The sequence below is a fragment of the Burkholderia cepacia ATCC 25416 genome, from assembly GCF_001411495.1.
GTDB classification, from domain to species: Bacteria; Pseudomonadota; Gammaproteobacteria; order Burkholderiales; family Burkholderiaceae; genus Burkholderia; species Burkholderia cepacia.
Genome location: NZ_CP012981.1, coordinates 2,990,522 through 3,007,229 on the forward strand (window position 1 = coordinate 2,990,522; position 16,708 = coordinate 3,007,229).

13 protein-coding genes and 2 pseudogenes are annotated in these 16,708 nt (G+C 60.6%); 3 read left to right on the forward strand and 12 right to left on the reverse strand.

The features are described 5' to 3' along the window. Window positions 1-209: 209 nt before the first annotated feature. Window positions 210-578 (reverse strand): hypothetical protein, encoded by a 369-nt coding sequence (locus tag APZ15_RS42165; protein ID WP_226153307.1) that lies wholly within the window; start codon window positions 576-578, stop codon window positions 210-212. Here APZ15_RS42165 and APZ15_RS42675 point away from each other — a divergent pair. Further along, on the forward strand, window positions 537-968 hold the full coding sequence (locus tag APZ15_RS42675; RefSeq protein ID WP_366919119.1) for a transposase: 432 nt from the start codon (window positions 537-539) through the stop codon (window positions 966-968). The genes APZ15_RS42165 and APZ15_RS42675 overlap by 42 nt on opposite strands. Window positions 969-1,496: 528 nt before the next feature. Here APZ15_RS42675 and APZ15_RS13800 read toward each other — a convergent pair. Together APZ15_RS13800 and APZ15_RS40905 are read right to left on the reverse strand one after the other, a co-directional pair. Next, a protein-coding gene (locus APZ15_RS13800; RefSeq protein WP_088611350.1) for an IS3 family transposase occupies window positions 1,497-2,596 on the reverse strand; the annotation gives its coding sequence in 2 pieces (ribosomal slippage) (window positions 1,497-2,344 and window positions 2,344-2,596; 1,101 coding nt in all). A gap of 676 nt (window positions 2,597-3,272) precedes the next feature. Continuing rightward, on the reverse strand, window positions 3,273-5,762 hold the full coding sequence (locus APZ15_RS40905; protein ID WP_138143282.1) for a hypothetical protein: 2,490 nt from the start codon (window positions 5,760-5,762) through the stop codon (window positions 3,273-3,275). Between the two features lie 410 nt (window positions 5,763-6,172). Here APZ15_RS40905 and APZ15_RS13820 point away from each other — a divergent pair. Further along, a protein-coding gene (locus tag APZ15_RS13820; protein WP_088611304.1) for an IS3-like element ISBcen6 family transposase occupies window positions 6,173-7,383 on the forward strand; the annotation gives its coding sequence in 2 pieces (ribosomal slippage) (window positions 6,173-6,488 and window positions 6,488-7,383; 1,212 coding nt in all). Here APZ15_RS13820 and APZ15_RS13825 read toward each other — a convergent pair. After that, window positions 7,375-7,680 (reverse strand): annotated as a pseudogene (locus APZ15_RS13825) (integrase core domain-containing protein); the annotation flags it as partial. The gene APZ15_RS13820 and the pseudogene APZ15_RS13825 sit on opposite strands and share 9 nt — an antisense overlap. 55 nt (window positions 7,681-7,735) lie before the next feature. On the opposite strand from APZ15_RS13825, the gene APZ15_RS13830 reads away from it, so the two are divergent. After that, on the forward strand, window positions 7,736-8,995 hold the full coding sequence (locus tag APZ15_RS13830; protein ID WP_027787261.1) for an IS256 family transposase: 1,260 nt from the start codon (window positions 7,736-7,738) through the stop codon (window positions 8,993-8,995). Window positions 8,996-9,032: 37 nt separating this feature from the next. On the opposite strand, the pseudogene APZ15_RS39240 reads toward APZ15_RS13830, so the two are convergent. From APZ15_RS39240 to tssG, 8 genes and pseudogenes are all read right to left on the reverse strand, one after another. Continuing rightward, window positions 9,033-9,909 (reverse strand): annotated as a pseudogene (locus APZ15_RS39240) (IS3 family transposase); the annotation flags it as partial. Next, window positions 9,833-10,246 (reverse strand): toxin VasX, encoded by a 414-nt coding sequence (locus APZ15_RS41770; RefSeq protein ID WP_138143283.1) that lies wholly within the window; start codon window positions 10,244-10,246, stop codon window positions 9,833-9,835. The gene APZ15_RS41770 and the pseudogene APZ15_RS39240, both read right to left, overlap by 77 nt. 10 nt (window positions 10,247-10,256) lie before the next feature. Next, window positions 10,257-11,144: a type VI secretion system tip protein TssI/VgrG gene (gene tssI / locus APZ15_RS13845; protein WP_027787260.1), complete on the reverse strand. Its 888-nt coding sequence runs from the start codon at window positions 11,142-11,144 to the stop codon at window positions 10,257-10,259. Between the two features lie 20 nt (window positions 11,145-11,164). Beyond that, entirely contained in the window at window positions 11,165-12,052 is an 888-nt protein-coding gene (gene icmH, locus APZ15_RS13850; protein WP_027787258.1) for a type IVB secretion system protein IcmH/DotU, read from the reverse strand. Window position 12,053: 1 nt separating this feature from the next. Further along, window positions 12,054-13,391 carry a type VI secretion system baseplate subunit TssK gene (gene tssK, locus APZ15_RS13855; RefSeq protein ID WP_027787257.1) on the reverse strand — a complete coding sequence of 446 codons (1,338 nt, stop codon included), beginning with the start codon at window positions 13,389-13,391 and terminating at the stop codon, window positions 12,054-12,056. Then, entirely contained in the window at window positions 13,388-14,491 is a 1,104-nt protein-coding gene (gene tssJ / locus APZ15_RS13860) for a type VI secretion system lipoprotein TssJ (RefSeq protein WP_027787256.1), read from the reverse strand. Before tssJ ends, tssK begins: the two co-directional genes overlap by 4 nt. Next, entirely contained in the window at window positions 14,488-15,840 is a 1,353-nt protein-coding gene (gene tagH, locus APZ15_RS13865; protein WP_027787255.1) for a type VI secretion system-associated FHA domain protein TagH, read from the reverse strand. Before tagH ends, tssJ begins: the two co-directional genes overlap by 4 nt. After that, the gene (gene tssG / locus APZ15_RS13870; protein WP_080982084.1) at window positions 15,837-16,586 is read right to left on the reverse strand and encodes a type VI secretion system baseplate subunit TssG; all 750 of its coding nucleotides are present in this window, start codon (window positions 16,584-16,586) and stop codon (window positions 15,837-15,839) included. The genes tagH and tssG overlap by 4 nt, the downstream gene beginning before the upstream one ends. Between the last annotated feature and the right edge of the window lie 122 nt (window positions 16,587-16,708).

Here is a 16,708-nt window from a genome sequence, read left to right on the forward strand (position 1 = left end):
CGAGCCGACACTTGTTTCGTCGCTGGCGCAGCAACCCACGTCGATCGCGAATACCGGGATAACGGTCAACGCGGCCGGCGACAGCCTCGCGGCGAAAGAACGCAACACCGTTCTGCCGGTGTGCGCTCCGTACATCAGGCATCCCAGTCAACGCTGATCAGTTGATCGCGGATGGCTGGCGCCGCGCCGGTTCGCGCCTGATGCGAAAACTACCAAACAGTCGCCATGGGTTCATCGCTCCAACTCAAACTGCGCGGTGGCATCCGCGCCTTCGTCCAATCCTTGGTTGGGCTTGTAATCGATATCCAAGGCAACAAGAACGGGGTCAGGTTTACTTCTGGCGCAACAGCTTGGCGAAAGCTGACGCGATTCGCGCACCCATGACGACTCCGGCATCCCGGCCGTGTCGCCATACTGGCTTCATGGCCCGACTTCCTCGACTCGATTTGCCCGGCATTCCTCAGCACGTCGAGCGGCGAGGTAACAATCGCCTCCCCTGCTTTCTCGATGACGCCGACCGGCAGCGTTATCTGCATCTGCTCCGCGACGCGTTGCTGCACACGGGTTGCCTTCTTCATGCCTACGTGCTCATGGACAATCACGTTCACCTCTTGCTGACACCACCCGATACCGGCATGACCGCGCGACTGATGCAGAAACTTGGGCGTAAGTACGTCGGTCAATTCAATGCACGACACCAACGTTCCGGAACGTTGTGGGAAGGCCGATATAAGTCCTGCCTGGTCGACAGCGAAAGCTATGTCCTGCGCTGCTACCGGTACATCGACCTCAATCCGGTCCGTGCCCGTACGACCGACGACTTACCGCTGGTCCAGCGCCGCAGCTCACGCGGGGCATCGCTACGATCCGTTGCTGACACCGCATCCTTCCGAAGCGGCCTTGGGCCTCACGACATCCGAGCGCGGCGCCGCGTATCGAACGCACCTGCACGAAACCCTGTCCGATGACAACGTGCTTGCCATCCGCACCTATCTTCAACAGCAGCGTGCTTTGGGAAACGATGTGTTCAAGGCCGTGGTCGAAGCCAAGACCCAATGTTTTGCTGGCATTCGTCCCTCTCATCGACACCTCGTCGGAAGTAAACCTGCCCCGTTCTTGGAACCCGTTCTTCCCCGTCGAAAGTAAGCCTGACATCGTTCTTGCTATAGCGGATCACTGGTAAAGCCGCAGAGTCGATCGTTCTCCTGTGGGAACTGCAATTCCAAATAAAGGAGAATGATCAGTTGCGGCAACGCGAGGACTGGCATAAAGCACAGCAGAATTGCCAAGTTGACCCAAATCATCAGCGGCAACAGCAAGCGTCCCTTATTCGTGGTAAAAGACCACACAATCCAGCGGCCGCCATAACGCATAAGTACGTCACGCCACGTCCTGGGAAAAGAGGTGATCTTAGGGGCGGGAAGATCTGCGGACTTAGCCATAAAACCCTGAAGCCAAGCCCATCTATGTGACCTGCGGCGGAATTTTGTAGCCAGTCAGGCAGTGAGTCTCGTGTCGATATTGTCGGAATCCAGCCAGGCTCGACGGACCGTGGCGGGAGGTTGATAGCGATGCGCGCTATGGGGCCGGCGCTCGTTGTAGAACTGCCGCCAGCGTTCGATGAGCACCTTGGCTTCGGCGCGGCTGCGGAACCATTCCCGGTTCAGCAATTCGTCACGCAGCTTGCCGTTGAAGCTCTCGACGAACCCGTTTTGCCACGGACTGCCCGGTGCGATTAAGGCCGGACCGATGGCAGCATCTCGCAGCCAGCGCATAACCTTGGCAGCGGTAAATTCCGCGCCGTTGTCAGACCGAATGAACGCGGGCTTGCCGTACAGCCGCATCAGTCGCGACAGCGTCAGGATCACGTCCTGCGACCGCAGGCTGGCGCCAACCTCGATCGCCAGGCACTCGCGGGTGTATTCATCGATCACGCAAAGCATCTTCAACGCCCGCCCATCCACCAACTGGTCGTGCACAAAGTCGTAGCTCCATACCGAATTCGGTTGTGTCGCACCGGGCAGGCGAATGTCGTTGCCACAACGACGCCGGCGAGGACGCCGCCGCGGAATGTTGAGCCGCAAGGCTTGCCACATTCGCCGCACGCGTGATTCGCCCAGCGCCAGCCAAGCCGACATCCGCCGGTAGCCGAAGCGCGGCACTTCCTGCGCGGCCGCCATCAGCCGCTCGCCCAGCCTCCGATCCTTCTCCGGTTGCTTGAGCGTATAGGTGGCCACCCGGCGACTCAGTCCCAGATAACAACATGCCTTGCGTTGCGAGAGACCCCGCCGAGTCAGGACTTCCAGCGCTTCGCGCCGGCCCGTTGGGGTATTCATTTTTTTCGGCTGAATTCCTTCAGTCCGTCGATGACCAGCAATTGCTCGGCAATTAGGCGCTTGAGCCGCTCGTTCTCCGATTCCAGATCCTTGAGCCGACGGGCATCGGCCACATCCATGCCGCCGAACTTGTTGCGCCAACGATAGAACGTCTGTTCCGAGACGTTGTGGCGCTTGCACAGATCCTTCACCGGTTCGTCCCGGCTCTCGGCCTCGCGCAAGATCCGGATGATCTGCTCGTCGGTAAATCGCTTCTTCATCGAGTTCTCCTTGCCTCTAGGATAAGAGAGAACTCACTTGCCAAACGGCTACAAGAAACGTCCCAGGTCATATGGTCTCCAAAGATTTTGTCGCTGCAGATCACAGGTATCTTGACCAACCGCGGCTCTGGCAGGTTACAGGTAAAACCCACAAGGTAGAGATACAGTTGCGCCCTACCTGGTGCCCGCTCGATTCCCTGCAGTCCGTCCCATTCAAGTTCCCATATAGGCTCCGAGCTTTCCTCTGGATAGGGTACGTAATACACACGGCGGCTTCGGCGATCGAAACGTACCCTAGAGCAGCGGTAGCGAAAGTGCGGCCCCAAGACGCGAGCAAGAAAGAAGCACAGCAATCCAAAGCCAGGCAAGCCGAACACGAGCATCCATATTCCGGCGCTCCAAGGGCCCGAGTCTCCGATCGCCGCAATAACAAATGACACTAACCCACAGAAAACAAATGCTCGAAGGCCTACTCCCTCAAGCTCAGTTTGCAAGGTATCCGATACTATCTCGATGCAGTGCTCGTTGAAGCGCGTTGCCTCAATGGCAGGCACCACGCGCGAGTCGAGCTCCAACGGCAACAACGTGCTGGCAGAACGGAACATCTTCCACTTTGCTTGAATTTCAGCAAATGTTGGGCGACGTTGCTGAAGCTGCGTGGGAACGGGACGTCGCATCATTCGGGATCCTTAACTGGAGCAATCAACTCATCGTCAATGGGATCTGTGAACCACGTCCCGCGCGTAAAGACAAGCGGCTCCCGTTGCGGGAGCAATACGAGGCTTGGCTGGTTCCTGACGTCTGGCCTATAGCAATAGTCCAGCATGACTTCCGTGTCTGCGCGCATCGTGATTCGCCAACTCAACTGTCGGGTGCCTTCTCGGATGATGTCCTCACTAACGACCATGCATTCCGTGTCATAGGGGAAGCGATAACCCGGCGCTACTGCAATAGGGCCTTGGACCATCTTCAAAGCGCTGCCATTTCGCCGGACTGTCAGTGTGTATTGGAAAACACCTGCACGCTCCAAGTCTGTTGCATCTGGCTCTAGCGTTGGATAATTAGGCAATACTAGTGATATGGAAAGCGTCCCCACACCATCCTTGGTAATGGTGCGCTTCAGATCCATTCCGTCTTGCCAAATTCCGTAGATAGGGAAGATACTTCGTATAACGACATCGCGAGCCAAAGTGGATGGAGTCTCCCAGTTCGCGACTGCCCGGACACCGTAGACAGCGCCGTGAAACGCGACAAGTTCTTGCTCTAGCGATTTGTAGCGATACTTTGAATCGCCAAGGCTCCAATAGCTATGCGCCAGCCAGGCTTCGTCGGGCTGAAACTTGGCGAGCGCGGCCTGGTAACTGAAATATGCTACCCCTACCGTGGCAACCAATGCTAGGACAAGCCACCCAACGGGGCCCATGAAGCCGAGCGTGACGCTAGCAGCATTTAGCAACAGGCCAGCCGCCGCCAACATGCCACTTCCGGCGGACGCCAAGTACATTCTGCCAGCCTCGGAATTTTGTTGCACATTGAAGGCGTTAGACGCACGTATTCCGTCCGAAATTGCGCCCAAGGCGGCGGTGATTGCACCGACCCTAGTTGCAAGCGTTCGCGCTGATACTGCGGCCCTCCGTGCCGTGGCAAGCGACTCCCCTCTCGCCAATGCACGTAGCTGGATCAGATCACCCTGAACGAACATTCCCGCACTGATCACAGCTGCCGCTGCAGCAAAAGCATTGACGCCGTTGGCTAGACCTGAAACCGACCTATCAACTTTATTGTTCGTAATATCTTTGATCGACGATCTTAGTGCCATCAGGGCCGAAACGGCAGCAAGACCCGTGAATGCATACTCGCCACGTACAATTCCTGTTTGGGCGCCACTGTATGCACGACCCTGGCGCATGCGCTCCATCATGCGCTTGAACACGTTTCCTTCAAGTTTGAACTTCTGAGTATTGCTCGCTGTTGGTTGTACTGGCGATATGCGGTTCGCCTTGTCGCCGATACGCACCTCCTCAAATAGGAGTACGTTAGCAGGCTGGTTACGCAACGGCCTGATGACCGTGATTCCCCACTTCCTTAGCTGCTCGGTGTTCATACTTCGCTCGCCACGGAACTTGGCATACTGAAAATTCGCCTCTGCGCTGGTAACTCGATACGTAACGATGGTGCTTCCCACACGGACTTCTGCATATAAACGCAAGCGTCGCACTACGCCACTAGCGGTTGTGTCAGGTAAGTTCATATCAGCGAGTTGTGACAGCATCTGGCTTGCCAACAAATCGGAGTGTTGCGTGGCCGGATATGACAGATTTAGCTGAAAAATTGGCGCGAAGGCAGAGACACCAATGTCAAGCACGCTCTTTAGTACCGGCGGGTTGTCGAAATGGTTGTGCAGTTCGGGAATACCGTGTGCTAGAGCGAGCCAAACCGGGCTTTTTCCCGGCGCGGCCAGCAGCAGATCGCGGTAGGCTGACCGACCGCGTTGACTGAGTGTCAGACTACCGACACAACGCGCGATAACATGCTCATAGCCTTGAGCATTCTCTTTCGCGCCCAAGTCGAAGCAGGACAGTGCCTTGCTAAACCACCCCTCCCGCCATTCCTCACCCATGGCGCTACCCGCTGTTCTGATCCAACCCTCCAGATCATTCACTTGCGTCTCAATTTCGGATTGCTTGGCCTTGATGTCGCGTTCATAGGAGAGCATGAACGGTATAGCATTCCCATGAGCGCGATCTGCATTATCGTTCGCGTAATAGCGAACCAGCTTCTGTCGCTTTGCATAGGCCTCCACACCTGCATGCTTCTGGAGGCTTTGCAAATACTGTTTGATCATCGTCGCGCTGGTGTATGCATGATTGTTGTCAGCTTCGTACACTTGACGATCGGCTGCGGCAACAGCAGCAAGATGTGCCAATTCACTGGTGATGCCGATCGGATCGTGCAGCACCACCGCCAAAGGAACAACGCCCTTTGTCGGAGCAAGCGCCATATGTGCACCCGCAATCACCACGTCGTAGGTCGCATACTTTTCTGGCTCCGCTATTTCGCTCCATTTGTAGTACCCCGATTTTCCATTCAAAGTCGGCCTTACGAGCTCCGGTGCGGCGGATGCGACTAGTCGCGATATTGAACGCATGCGTTTGTTCAATGCCACCGGATGGTTTCACCTTTGTCGCCAGCTTGGTGCGGATGCCACCTTTATCAATCTCGATATTCCAGAGCCTTGCGTGGGTTAGCATTGTTTCGCTAACCATCAGGTAAACGATCTCTGCGGTTTTGCTCTCCGGAGCAAGTAGGAATGGTTTGGCACCGGCCATATCGGGGCGTGCGAGCCGACCTGGTGTGGCGTCGTTGTCATCGGCACGAGTCCACCAAATGCGAGCAAAGCGCATGTCGTCGGTGACTTGGTAGTGTTGCGTCTGTAGTGGTCAACTAATCCCGGACACTGCGTTAAGTTTTTCTTCCGCAACTGGAGCAGCCCCCTGAAACGCCGGACACAGTCACCCACTTACAATAACGGGTAGGCATAGGACTGTGTTTTTGACTAACACTAGGCAGGAAGTGATGGAAGTGTTGACGGGCCCGGAGCGTCGGCGGCGCTGGACGGCGGAGCAGAAGCTGGCGATGGTTCGCGAGAGTTTTGAGCCGGGGAAATCGGTTTCGATGGTCGCGCGCCAGCACGGCGTGAATCCGAACCAACTGTTCCACTGGCGCAAGCTGTACCAGGATGGGAGCCTGTCAGCGGTCAAGGCCGGCGAGGAAGTAGTCCCGGCCTCGGAACTGGCCGATGCACTCAAGCAGATTCGTGAGTTGCAACGGATGCTCGGCAAGAAGACCATGGAGAACGAGATTCTCCGCGAAGCAGTCGAGTACGGCCGGGCAAAAAAATGGATAGCGCACTCGCCCTCGCTGCCGGAGGACGACCAGTGAAACTGGTTTGTGAAGTTCTCGGCGTGTCGCGCTCGAACGTATCGGCACGACTGTCGCGTCCGGCGACGTGGCGCGATGGCCGTCAATCGAGGCAGAGTGACGACGCGGACGCGGTCGAGGAGATCCGCCGGGTCATTGGCGATTTGCCCAGCTATGGCTATCGCCGGGTTTGGGGCATCTTGCGCAACGAGCGCGTTGCGGTCGGACTGGCGCCGTTTAATGCCAAGCGAATCTATCGCGTCATGCGCACACATGGGCTGCTGATGCAGCGCCGACCGATTCCACCTCGGCCCCAACGTCGACACGACGGCAAGGTAGCCGTCGAGCGCAGCAATCAGCGATGGTGCTCGGACGGCTTCGAATTCTGCTGCGACAACGGCGAGCCGCTGCGCGTAACGTTCGCGCTGGATTGCTGTGACCGTGAGGCGATGAGCTGGGCGGCTACGACGGCAGGCCACAGCGGCGACATCGTGCGCGACGTGATGCTGGCTGCAGTGGAAAATCGGTTTGGCATCGAGCTGCATACGCCGTCCGAAATCGAGTGGCTGAGCGACAACGGTTCGGGCTACACAGCCGACGACACGCGTCGGTTCGCAGTGGCCATCGGCCTGAAGCCATTGACCACGCCGGTATGCAGCCCGCAAAGTAATGGGATGGCCGAGAGCTTCGTGAAGACGATGAAACGCGACTACGTCGCCTTCATGCCGAAGCCGGACGCAGCGACTGCTGCACGCAATCTGGCCATCGCGTTCGAGCATTACAACGAGAAGCATCCCCATAGCGCGCTGAAATACCGCTCGCCTCGCGAGTTCCGGCGCTCGATGGATTCAGCAACCTTAGTGTGAGGCTGTGTCCGGTATTACAGGGTCAACTCCAGCAACCGCCGGCGCCAGTCCGTCATTGAACTGATGCGGCCGTATCCAGTTGTACCGGTGCATCAGGTAGTGGCTGATGTCCCGGTGTGCCTCCTGCGCCGACATGTAGCCCACTGACGGTAGCCATTCGGTCTTGAAGCTGCGGAACAGCCTCTCCATCGGGGAGTTATCCCAACAATTTCCTCGACGGCTCATGCTCTGCTGTATCCGATAGCGCCAGAGGCGCTGACGGAATTTCCGGCTTGCATATTGGCCGCCTTGATCCGAGCCTATCCGAAACTTTGTGTGCGAGGCATAAACTGGCGACCAAGGAGCCACTTTTATGCCACGCAAACGCAAGGAAGAAGTGACGATCGAACCGGGCAAGGGCTTGAACCTGGACCCGGAACTGATCAAGCAACTGGTGCCCGGAACGCTGGACCGGGCGACGATCAACGAGCAGCTTGCCGCACTCAAGAAGGCGATCTTCGAGCGGGCGCTGGGCGGCGAACTGACCCACCATCTCGGCTACGAGAAGGGCGAGGCCAAGCCGTCGGACAGCACGAACCACCGCAACGGCACCAGTCGCAAGCGCATCACGACCGACGACGACCTGCTCGACGTCGAGATTCCGCGTGACCGCGAAGGGACGTTCGATCCGGTGCTCATTGCCAAGGGCGAGCGACGTTTTACCGGCTTCGACGACAAGATCATCGCGATGTACGCGCGCGGCATGAGCGTGCGGGAGATTCAGGGGTTCCTGCTGGAGATGTACGGCATCGAGGTATCGCCGGACTTCATCAGTACAGTGACCGATGCGGTGATCGACGAAGTGCGTGAATGGCAGCAGCGGCCGCTCGAGCCGATGTATCCGGTCGTGTTCTTTGACGCCTTGCGCGTCAAGATTCGCGACGAAGGCGTGGTCCGCAACAAGGCGATCTACTTGGCGCTCGGCGTGCGCCGCGACGGCACACGTGACGTGCTCGGCCTCTGGATCGAGCAGACCGAGGGCGCTAAGTTCTGGCTGCGGGTCGTCAACGACCTGAAACTGCGTGGCGTGCAGGACATCCTGATCGCCGTGGTTGACGGCCTGAAGGGCTTCCCGGAAGCGATCAACACCGTGTTCCCGGAAACGACGGTTCAGACATGCATCGTGCATCTGATCCGTAACTCGCTGGACTTTGCGAGCTGGAAAGATCGCAAGTCGGCTGCCGCCGCGCTCAAGGAGATCTACCGAGCACCGACGGCCGAGGCGGCCGCCGTGGCGCTGGACGCGTTCGACGCTGGACCGTGGGGCACGAAATACCCGCCAATTGCCGCACTCTGGCGGCGAGCCTGGGAGCAGGTGATTCCCTTCTACGCGTTCGCGCCGGACATACGGAAGATCATTTACACCACGAACGCCATTGAGTCGCTGCACATGCAGCTTCGCAAGATCATCAAGGCACGCGGCCACTTCCCGTCGGACGAGGCCGCGCTGAAGCTGATCTGGCTGGCACTGCGCAACGTCGTTGCCAAGTGGACCGGCTCCCGGCACGATTGGAAGAGCGCGATGACCCAGTTCGCGCTGCTTTACCCAGAGCGCTTTAGTATCGGAATCTGAGTTTTAACCTGCCTCACACACGAAATTCCGGATACCTCCCTTGATCCGAGTGAAACAGCAAGCCTTGCGGTCGACCACGTTGCTCATAGGCCATCTCCAACGCCTGCACGACCAGATCGGCATCAGGGCGTGTCGAGAACGCCCAGCCAACAACCCGACGCGTGAACAGGTCGAGTACTACGGCCAGATAATGCCAACGTCCCTGCGCCCAGACATACGTGATGTCACCACACCACACCACACCTGATTCGGCGTACCAACCTCGAATTCGCGATTGAGATGGTTCGGGATATCGATCCGCTCGACCGTGGCCTGCTTGTAGGCATGGCGACCCGGCTGCTTGCAGATCAACCCGAGTTCTTCCATCAAGCGGCTGACCTTGATGCGTCCAATCGCCGTACCTTCCTCGCGCATCATGCCCATGATGCTGCGACTGCCAGCAGAGCTTCGACTCTCAATGAACAGCTCGTGTACCCGGCTACGCAGTGCCATGCGCTCGGCATCAACGCGTCGGGCTCGCCCTCGGTGGGCATACAGGCAGGACCGCGACACGTCGAATACCGCGCAGATCAGCTCGACCGATTCGCTTGCGCCAATCTGATCAATTACTTCGTACGTTCGATGCCTTCCGACATCAAGAGCGCGGTAGCCTTTTTTAAAATGGCCTTCTCACGCTCGAGGCGTTCGATACGCGCCTCGAGTTCCTGAATACGCTGTTGATCCGGCGTGATTGCCTTGCCCTGCGGCGTGACGCCCTGGCGTTCCATCTGAAGTTGCTGCACCCAGCGGCGCAGCACCGTCTCGCCGACGCCGACCGAGCGGCTTGCTTCCATATGGCTATAACCCTGGTCGAGCACCAGACAGGCGGCTTGCTGTTTGAACTCCGGGGAAAACGTACGTCGTTGCTTGCTCATCAGACACCTCTTCATGGCGACCATTCTCGCCTAAATCAGTGTCCGGATTCATTAGACCACTACACGTCCACATGCGGCCGTTCTCGAAATAGCAGAGGTAGACGTAGGTGCCTGGACGCAGCACGCGCAAACCGTAAGCTTTGCCACCTGTGAGGGCGGGATAGCCATCCGTGCTGAGCGTCGGAAACACCTTTTTTTCCAAAACTCTATCCGCGATGCCATAGCGCAACGGGTAGATGGGCACGCCCCTCTCGCACGGCGGTGCTGAGGTAGCTTGGCCGATTTTTTTCTCACCGGGACGGTCGGGGCATAGGGCTTTTTTACAGGTGGTTTCCATAGTGTTTCCTTCAGGACATTGCGGCGGCCCGCGCCACCAATCGCGCCTCGGCGTCGAACAACCGCTGCTTTCCCTTCACCTGCCGCTGGAGCAAGATGTCACGCAAGGTGGCATCCATGGCAAAGAAATCATGCGGGTAGCCACGGCCCTGGTGATCGAGGTCGGTGCCTTCGCGCGGGTACTCGTGCGGATAGCGTGGACTCTTGAACGTGTAGTCGCGCTGCACCTGACGCGCGGCGCGCACGTTCTCCGTGTAGGCGAACGTGCGCAAACTGGGCTGCGGCTGGTCGCCGCCGGGCGTCGGGTTGTAGATCACCGGCTCGCCCTGCTGACGACCGAAGATAAACAGCCGATCGCAGTGGATCAACCGATGACCGTCGGCCTTGTGCTGGAAGGCGTAGAAGAAGCCCTCCTCGCGCAGGATGCGTTCGATGAAGTCGTAGTCGGTGTCGCCGGCCTGCACGCAATACTCGCGCGCCAGATGCTCGTTGGTGACACGCTGCTCGTAGTCCAGCGTTTGATGGTGTGCCTTGAGCACGGCCGTGGCGATCTCGGGCACGCTCAAAGTCTGGAAGATGCGCCAGTCGGAAGACAATTTCAGGCGTGCCAGGCGCGGCTCGACCACGGCGGAATAGCGAGTGCGTCGAATGCCCGTATCGCCTTGCACAAAACTCGACACCGCGCCGTGCACGTAGCGCACGGGAGAGCCGCTCTGCCAAATCGTGAGCAGGCCATTGCGGTCGAGCACCTGGCCGAAGTCGATGGCGGGATTAGCGCTGGCAAGCTCCACCTGCAACAGGAAGGTCTCGGACAAGCCTTCGTGCAGGGTGAACTCCACCACTTCGAACGACTCGTCACCAGCGGTGAAGGTAAAGTGCAGGGCGGATTGCGTGGGCATGGTCGCTCCCGTGGCCTGGATTACGGTTTGAGGATGTGATCCAGCGATTGCAGGACCTGGTCGGTGGTGGCACCTAGCCTGATCGAGAAGAACAGGTAGGCGCCAACCAGTACGACCAACGCGATGGCCCAGGGTGTCCAGAGGGGCATCTGGCGCTTGAGCCGGTAGCGGTGCGTGGCGACGGTCGGCGCATCGGTGAGGCGCTCGGGCGCATCGCCACGCAGCGGCCGCAGGATGCGATGGAGCTTGACGATGATGGCGTTGAGCGTGTCCTGCTGGTTGTGCTGCTGACCGTATTTGCCCTGGAAACCCAGGCAAAGGCAGAGGTATTTGAATTCCAGGACGTGGTGGTACTTCTCCGGCTCCATCTGCATGCGCGCGAGCACGGTGAAGAATTTTTCGCCGCCCCAGGTTTCGTTGTGGTGGTAGCTGAGCAGCGAGCGTTCGCGCCAGAGCGAGCTGTGGCCCCAGAGAGTGGCCATGACAGCTTCGTCGATGAACGCACACAGCGCATAGCGGTAGGCCAACTGGGTGGCGCCGTCGTAACCGAGCTGGCGCACCTCCTCGGACAGCGCGGTGATCTGGTCGCGCACGTTGGCGTAGAGCCTGGGGATGTCGTCGCAGCGGTCAAGGCGGCGCAGGCGAATGACCAGCCCCAGCAGCGGCTGCGCGGCATCCACTAGAGGGTTGAGGCTGTGGCCGCGTAGCTGAAATTGCAGGTCGTCGTCGTAGTCGATGTGGTGCACCGAGTCGAACAGCATGCGGTCCTTGTCGCCCATCGGGGAGACAGGCGGTGTGCGCAGGAAGTCGCCCGACGTGGCTCCCGGTGGATAGGGCGCCGATTGCTGTGCCCGCAGTCGCGGCTCGCGATCGATCCTGTCGTTGCCGATGTCGACGGTGGTGTTCATGTCATTGACTCCGAATGGCCCAGAACTGGAGTTCCAGTTCCGGGAAGTCGCCGGTGATGTGGAAGCCGAAACCGTTGGCGCCCTTCTGCATCAACTTCTGCCAATTCGGATGCGTGCGATCGAGCTGGAAGTAGGTGAAGCCGGCATGGAACGGCAGGTGGCGCGGCGCCACTGGCAGCGGGCTGAGTGGAATGCCGGGCAGTTGCAGACGGATGAGGTCGAGCAGCGTCTGCTGGGAGGCGACCTTGGCCTGTTGCAGGAAGAGCTGGCGCAGCTGGTCCAGCGGCATGCGCGCGCGCACGGCGAGAATGAATTCCGCGCTTTGCATGAGGCTGGAGTCGTTGACCTGGGCGGTGAGCACGCCATGGCGCTCCTTGACCAGCGGCAGGGACACGGCGCGCGGTTGCAGCACGGTGCTGAGCACGCGGCGCAGGGTTTCCTGCAGCAAGTGGAAGGTGGCCTGCGGGTTGTCGTGCTGGTAGGCCGGAAACTCCGGCGGTACGCGCGCCTCGTCGGTAAAGGTGACGAGTTCGCCGCAGGCCTGGCCGCATGCGAGGTAGGCGTCGAGCGGATGCACGTCGCTATCGCGTGCCAAATGCCGGAACAGGTGCTGCCAACGATTGAGCGCTTGCAGCAGGTTGAAGTCGGTGACGTCGGCGACGCCGGCCTGGCCAGGCGAGCCGATGCGCTCGGCGATGCTCTTGGCGCGCTCGTGCGCCAGCGCGGCGATTTCTTCCATGAAATGCGCGAGCTGGCTGATGGCTCGCAGGTGCAAGCCGGTGATGTGGAAGCCGCCATCCATCAGCAAGCTGCCATCGGGACGCCGGTCGAGAATGCGGCCGATGGCCAGCCCGGTGAAGGCACTACGGTCGTCCCGTTCCAGCGCCAGTTGCAGGTTGGGTACAGCCATGGTCACGGCGACATGGTTGCCCTGGTGGCTGTGGGTATCGCGCACGTCTTCGCTACGCGCTACGTAGCGCGCATTGGCGTAGGTGTCCGGCCAGCGGATTTCGGCCATGCCGTCGGAACGCAGCGGCAGCGTGAGATAGACGGTCTGGTTGGCGGCCGTGGCATCGCTGATGTCTAGCGGCTCCGGCGGCGGCTGGTCGTGCGGGATGTCGAAGGCGGTGCCGTCGGGCAGGATGCCGCGCGCACGCACGATCGCGATCTTGCCGATGGCGAGGAAGTCCTGGTTCAACACCAGCTCGGCGAAACCGTAGCCGTATTTACGACCCAAACGGACGTTGACGTAGTGCTCGAGGTAGCGACTGGTTTGTTGGAAATGCTGGGGCTTGACGAAGAGCCCTTCGTTCCATGCAACGGGATTGCGGGTGGTCATGGTTGCTTGCTCGTTTGGATGGCTGCCTCGCGGGAAAATCCGCGGAACAGCTGCTGCGGACGAGAGGCCGGTTTGCGCAACAGGTCCGGCGCGCTATCGGTCGGCTCGCGCAACACGCCCAGCGCGCCGCGAACGGGTTTGCGTTGCGGATCCCGCGCGCCGCGGGCGGGTTCGCGCAACGGATCCGGCGCGCGATAGGCCTCGTTGGTAATGGTGACGCGGGTGTCTTGCAGGGTGACCAGCAAGGCGTATTTGCGCCCGCGCGGTTCGAGCTGGAAAACGTCGTATCGGCGGGTCGCATTGACATCGTGGAAGGCGGCTACGACGGCCACGTAGCGGGCCTTGTCTTCGACGGGACTGAATTCGATGAACTTGAACTGGCCTGGCGCGAGGGTGTAGTCGTCCGCGGCAATGAAGGTGCTGCCCAGCGCCTTCTTGGGATTCTGGCTGACGAGGTCGAGGTCGGCGTTTTCCAGCATGCTGTCGTCCTTGAGTTGGAGCACCTGGAAGGCGACCGGGGTGGCGGCGGCGCTGGACGCCGGCGCTGGTGACTCTGGCGACCGTGCACTGGCTGTGGCCAGACTGTCGCCCTTGCGGTACTGGCCCAGGTTTGACGCGACGCCGGGCGCGTCCGCTAGCGACGGGCTACGGCGAAGCTGCCCATCCAGCGGCAAGGGTGGCTTGCCGCTGAGCGTGGCGGTGAGGGAATTCGGAAGCTGGCGCCCTGTGCCATGCGACGGCAGCGGCACCACACCCTCCTCGCCCTGCAAATGGTCCAGCAAGGCGCGCAAGCCGCTGATGAGTTCGCCCTTGGTGGCGCCGTTGAAGCTGACGGAATACGGACCCTCCCCGATCAGCTTCTCCTCGGTCGGTTCATCGACCACGGCGGCGCTGTCGGCGGCCGATGCGCTGACCGGGTTGGGATTGACGTAGGCGCTGGCGTACAGGCTGAGGGCGATCTGGGTGGGCTGGTCGTCGGGCCCGCCCACCGGGATGGACGGGTCCATCAAGACCCGGCCCGTCTTCTTGAACACGTTGCCCACGGTGCTGCAGCCGGCGAGCAGCATGCCGGCGAGCAGAAGCGCGAGGCTTCGCTTCATGGCGCCTCCGCACGCAAGGCCTGGTCGTAGGCTTGATCGAAGACCTCCCAAAACAATTTGTCGAAACCCTGCTGGCGTCCAGAGATCAACTCGTCGTAGTAGTGCCCATACATTTGCCACGCCCAACCATCGCTGTTCGCCTGGCCACTCTGCGGCGGGCGATAACGGGTAAAGCGCCGTTGTAACTGCTCCGGAGAGAAGGCTTGCAGCAGCGCGCTGAGACCGGCGGTGATGGCCTGATGGGTGGCCCGCTGCTGGCGATGGATCTGCTCCAGCGATTCCTCGATCGCTGCCGCGGGCGACAGATGCACGACACTGCGGTCGGCGGCGAACATGGCGCGGACGGTGTCCGGGTAGCTTTGACCCAGACGCAGCGGATTGTCTTCGATGGGCTGCAAGGTGCGCTGTCGCTGTCCGGGCGCGCCGCCGTGCAAAGCGCTCAGGCCACCGATGGCCGCACTGAGGCTGCGGCCTGCCTCGTAGAGCAGCGCGTAGGTTGTTTGCGCATCCAGCGCCCCCACTGGTGCGCCGAGCCCTTCGATCAGCGGATTGACCAGGGCGGCCGGATCGTGGCCGTTCGCTTGCTGTGCACGCAGCCACTCGCGAGCGGCGGGGTTATGGCTGTCGGGCTCCGACATGATGGTGTCTCCTGATGCATGGATGGGCTTGCCGTGAACGGCTTCCTGCGCCGTGGCGGCAAGGTCGGCCTGGGCCGCCAGCGGCGACAGTCCGTAGTGGTGGGGATCGAGCGGATCTAACGAGGCGCGCGCGGCGGCGCCCCCGCTCCACTGGGCCGCGAGATCCAGCGCGTGCAACGGGTCGAGCTGGCCTTGCGGCCTTGTCGGCTCGCTCAAGGCCTGGAAAGCGGCCCAGCCGGGATTCGGCTCAACGGGGTGCGGCCCCTCGGATGCCGCGGCTGGCAAGCCGTCCAGGTAGTCGTCGGGCAACTGCATCAACTCCTCGACGTCGTGCTGAGCCAGCGCGCGCGACGGATCCGGCAACGCGTGCTGCTCCTCGTCCACGTGCACCGTGAGGCGGTACGGCCCGACGTGCAGGGTGTCCGCGTCGCGCAAGCGCGCGCTGGCGTGCAGGCCTAGGGGGCGGGTCTGCTCGTTCAGCCGGGTGTGGCCGCTGCGATCGATGACGATATAGCCGCCATCTTCGAAGCGGATTTCGCAGTGTTGAGGCTGCACCCAGCCGGCGCGGTCGTGCAGCACCCAACTTGCACCCTGCGAGCCTATGCTGCCGCCGGCGGGGTCGAAGCTGTAGCGCGGTGCCGTGCCTTGCTGCAAGGCATCCGGGTTGTCGACGACCAAGGCCAGGCGGGGTTCCGTGGATACCGTATTCATGCGCGCACCGTCAGTTGAACGCGAGGGGGCCGGCGCAATGCAGGCTGCTCCAGAAAACTGGTCCAGCCCAATTCGGTGCCGACATCGCCCGAGAGGTTGAAGGAAGGGATTTCGTTTTCGCGCAGCGCCAGTTCGAGGTCGCACGGGGTTTGGTCGCGCAACAGGAAGGCGACCAGTAGCCGCAAACGCTCGAAGTTCTCGCCGTGCGGAAGAAATTCGCGGAACCGCTGCTGGCTGAGGTTGGCGATGACGATGGTGAATTTGGCGTGGCGCGTGCGCACGCTGTCGCCCACGCGGAAGCTCTCGCCGAGCTGGCCATTGAGGCAACCAAGCTTGACGCGATCGCCCGGGTCAATGTCGGCGTGGCGCAGTTCGAAATCGCGGATGTCGACGTCCTTGAGGTCGAAGCAGTGCGCAATCAGCCCGGCGACCATCGCGGGCGAACGGCTACGATGCACCACGGCGCCGGCGAAACTGAGCAGGCGGCTCCAGGCAATGGGCGTGTCGCCGCGGATGGCGGTGTTCTCCAGACCGATCAGCGCGAACAGGCGTTGCGAGAGCGGGTCACTGGCGCCGGGACGGAAGCGGATGTAGTGCCGGTACTTGCGCCAGGCCTGGTGCAGCAGTGTCAGCAGGCGGTGATGGAATACGTCGAAGAACGCCGGACGGATGACCGTGTTGCCATCGGGAGATGACTGCCTACGTACCGCAATGCCCGTGCCAATTTTCTCAAATCGGCATTTAATCCTTTAAATTCAGCGTATTAACTGGATGCGAGACGCTTCGGACGGACGACGAGGAACGCGAAGCCCCGAAAATTGATTTTTTGACTGGCATTTCGGGCCATTCGTGGCCCGAAAAATCGCAA

Coding starts and splice junctions, on each gene's coding strand:
- APZ15_RS42165 (WP_226153307.1), bottom strand. CDS start 578: ATGAAGAAGGCAACCCGTGTGCAGCAACGCGTCGCGGAGCAGATGCAG.
- APZ15_RS13830 (WP_027787261.1), top strand. CDS start 7,736: ATGCCACGCAAACGCAAGGAAGAAGTGACGATCGAACCGGGCAAGGGC.
- APZ15_RS41770 (WP_138143283.1), bottom strand. CDS start 10,246: ATGGAAACCACCTGTAAAAAAGCCCTATGCCCCGACCGTCCCGGTGAG.
- tssI (WP_027787260.1), bottom strand. CDS start 11,144: ATGCCCACGCAATCCGCCCTGCACTTTACCTTCACCGCTGGTGACGAG.
- icmH (WP_027787258.1), bottom strand. CDS start 12,052: ATGAACACCACCGTCGACATCGGCAACGACAGGATCGATCGCGAGCCG.
- tssK (WP_027787257.1), bottom strand. CDS start 13,391: ATGACCACCCGCAATCCCGTTGCATGGAACGAAGGGCTCTTCGTCAAG.
- tssJ (WP_027787256.1), bottom strand. CDS start 14,491: ATGAAGCGAAGCCTCGCGCTTCTGCTCGCCGGCATGCTGCTCGCCGGC.
- tagH (WP_027787255.1), bottom strand. CDS start 15,840: ATGAATACGGTATCCACGGAACCCCGCCTGGCCTTGGTCGTCGACAAC.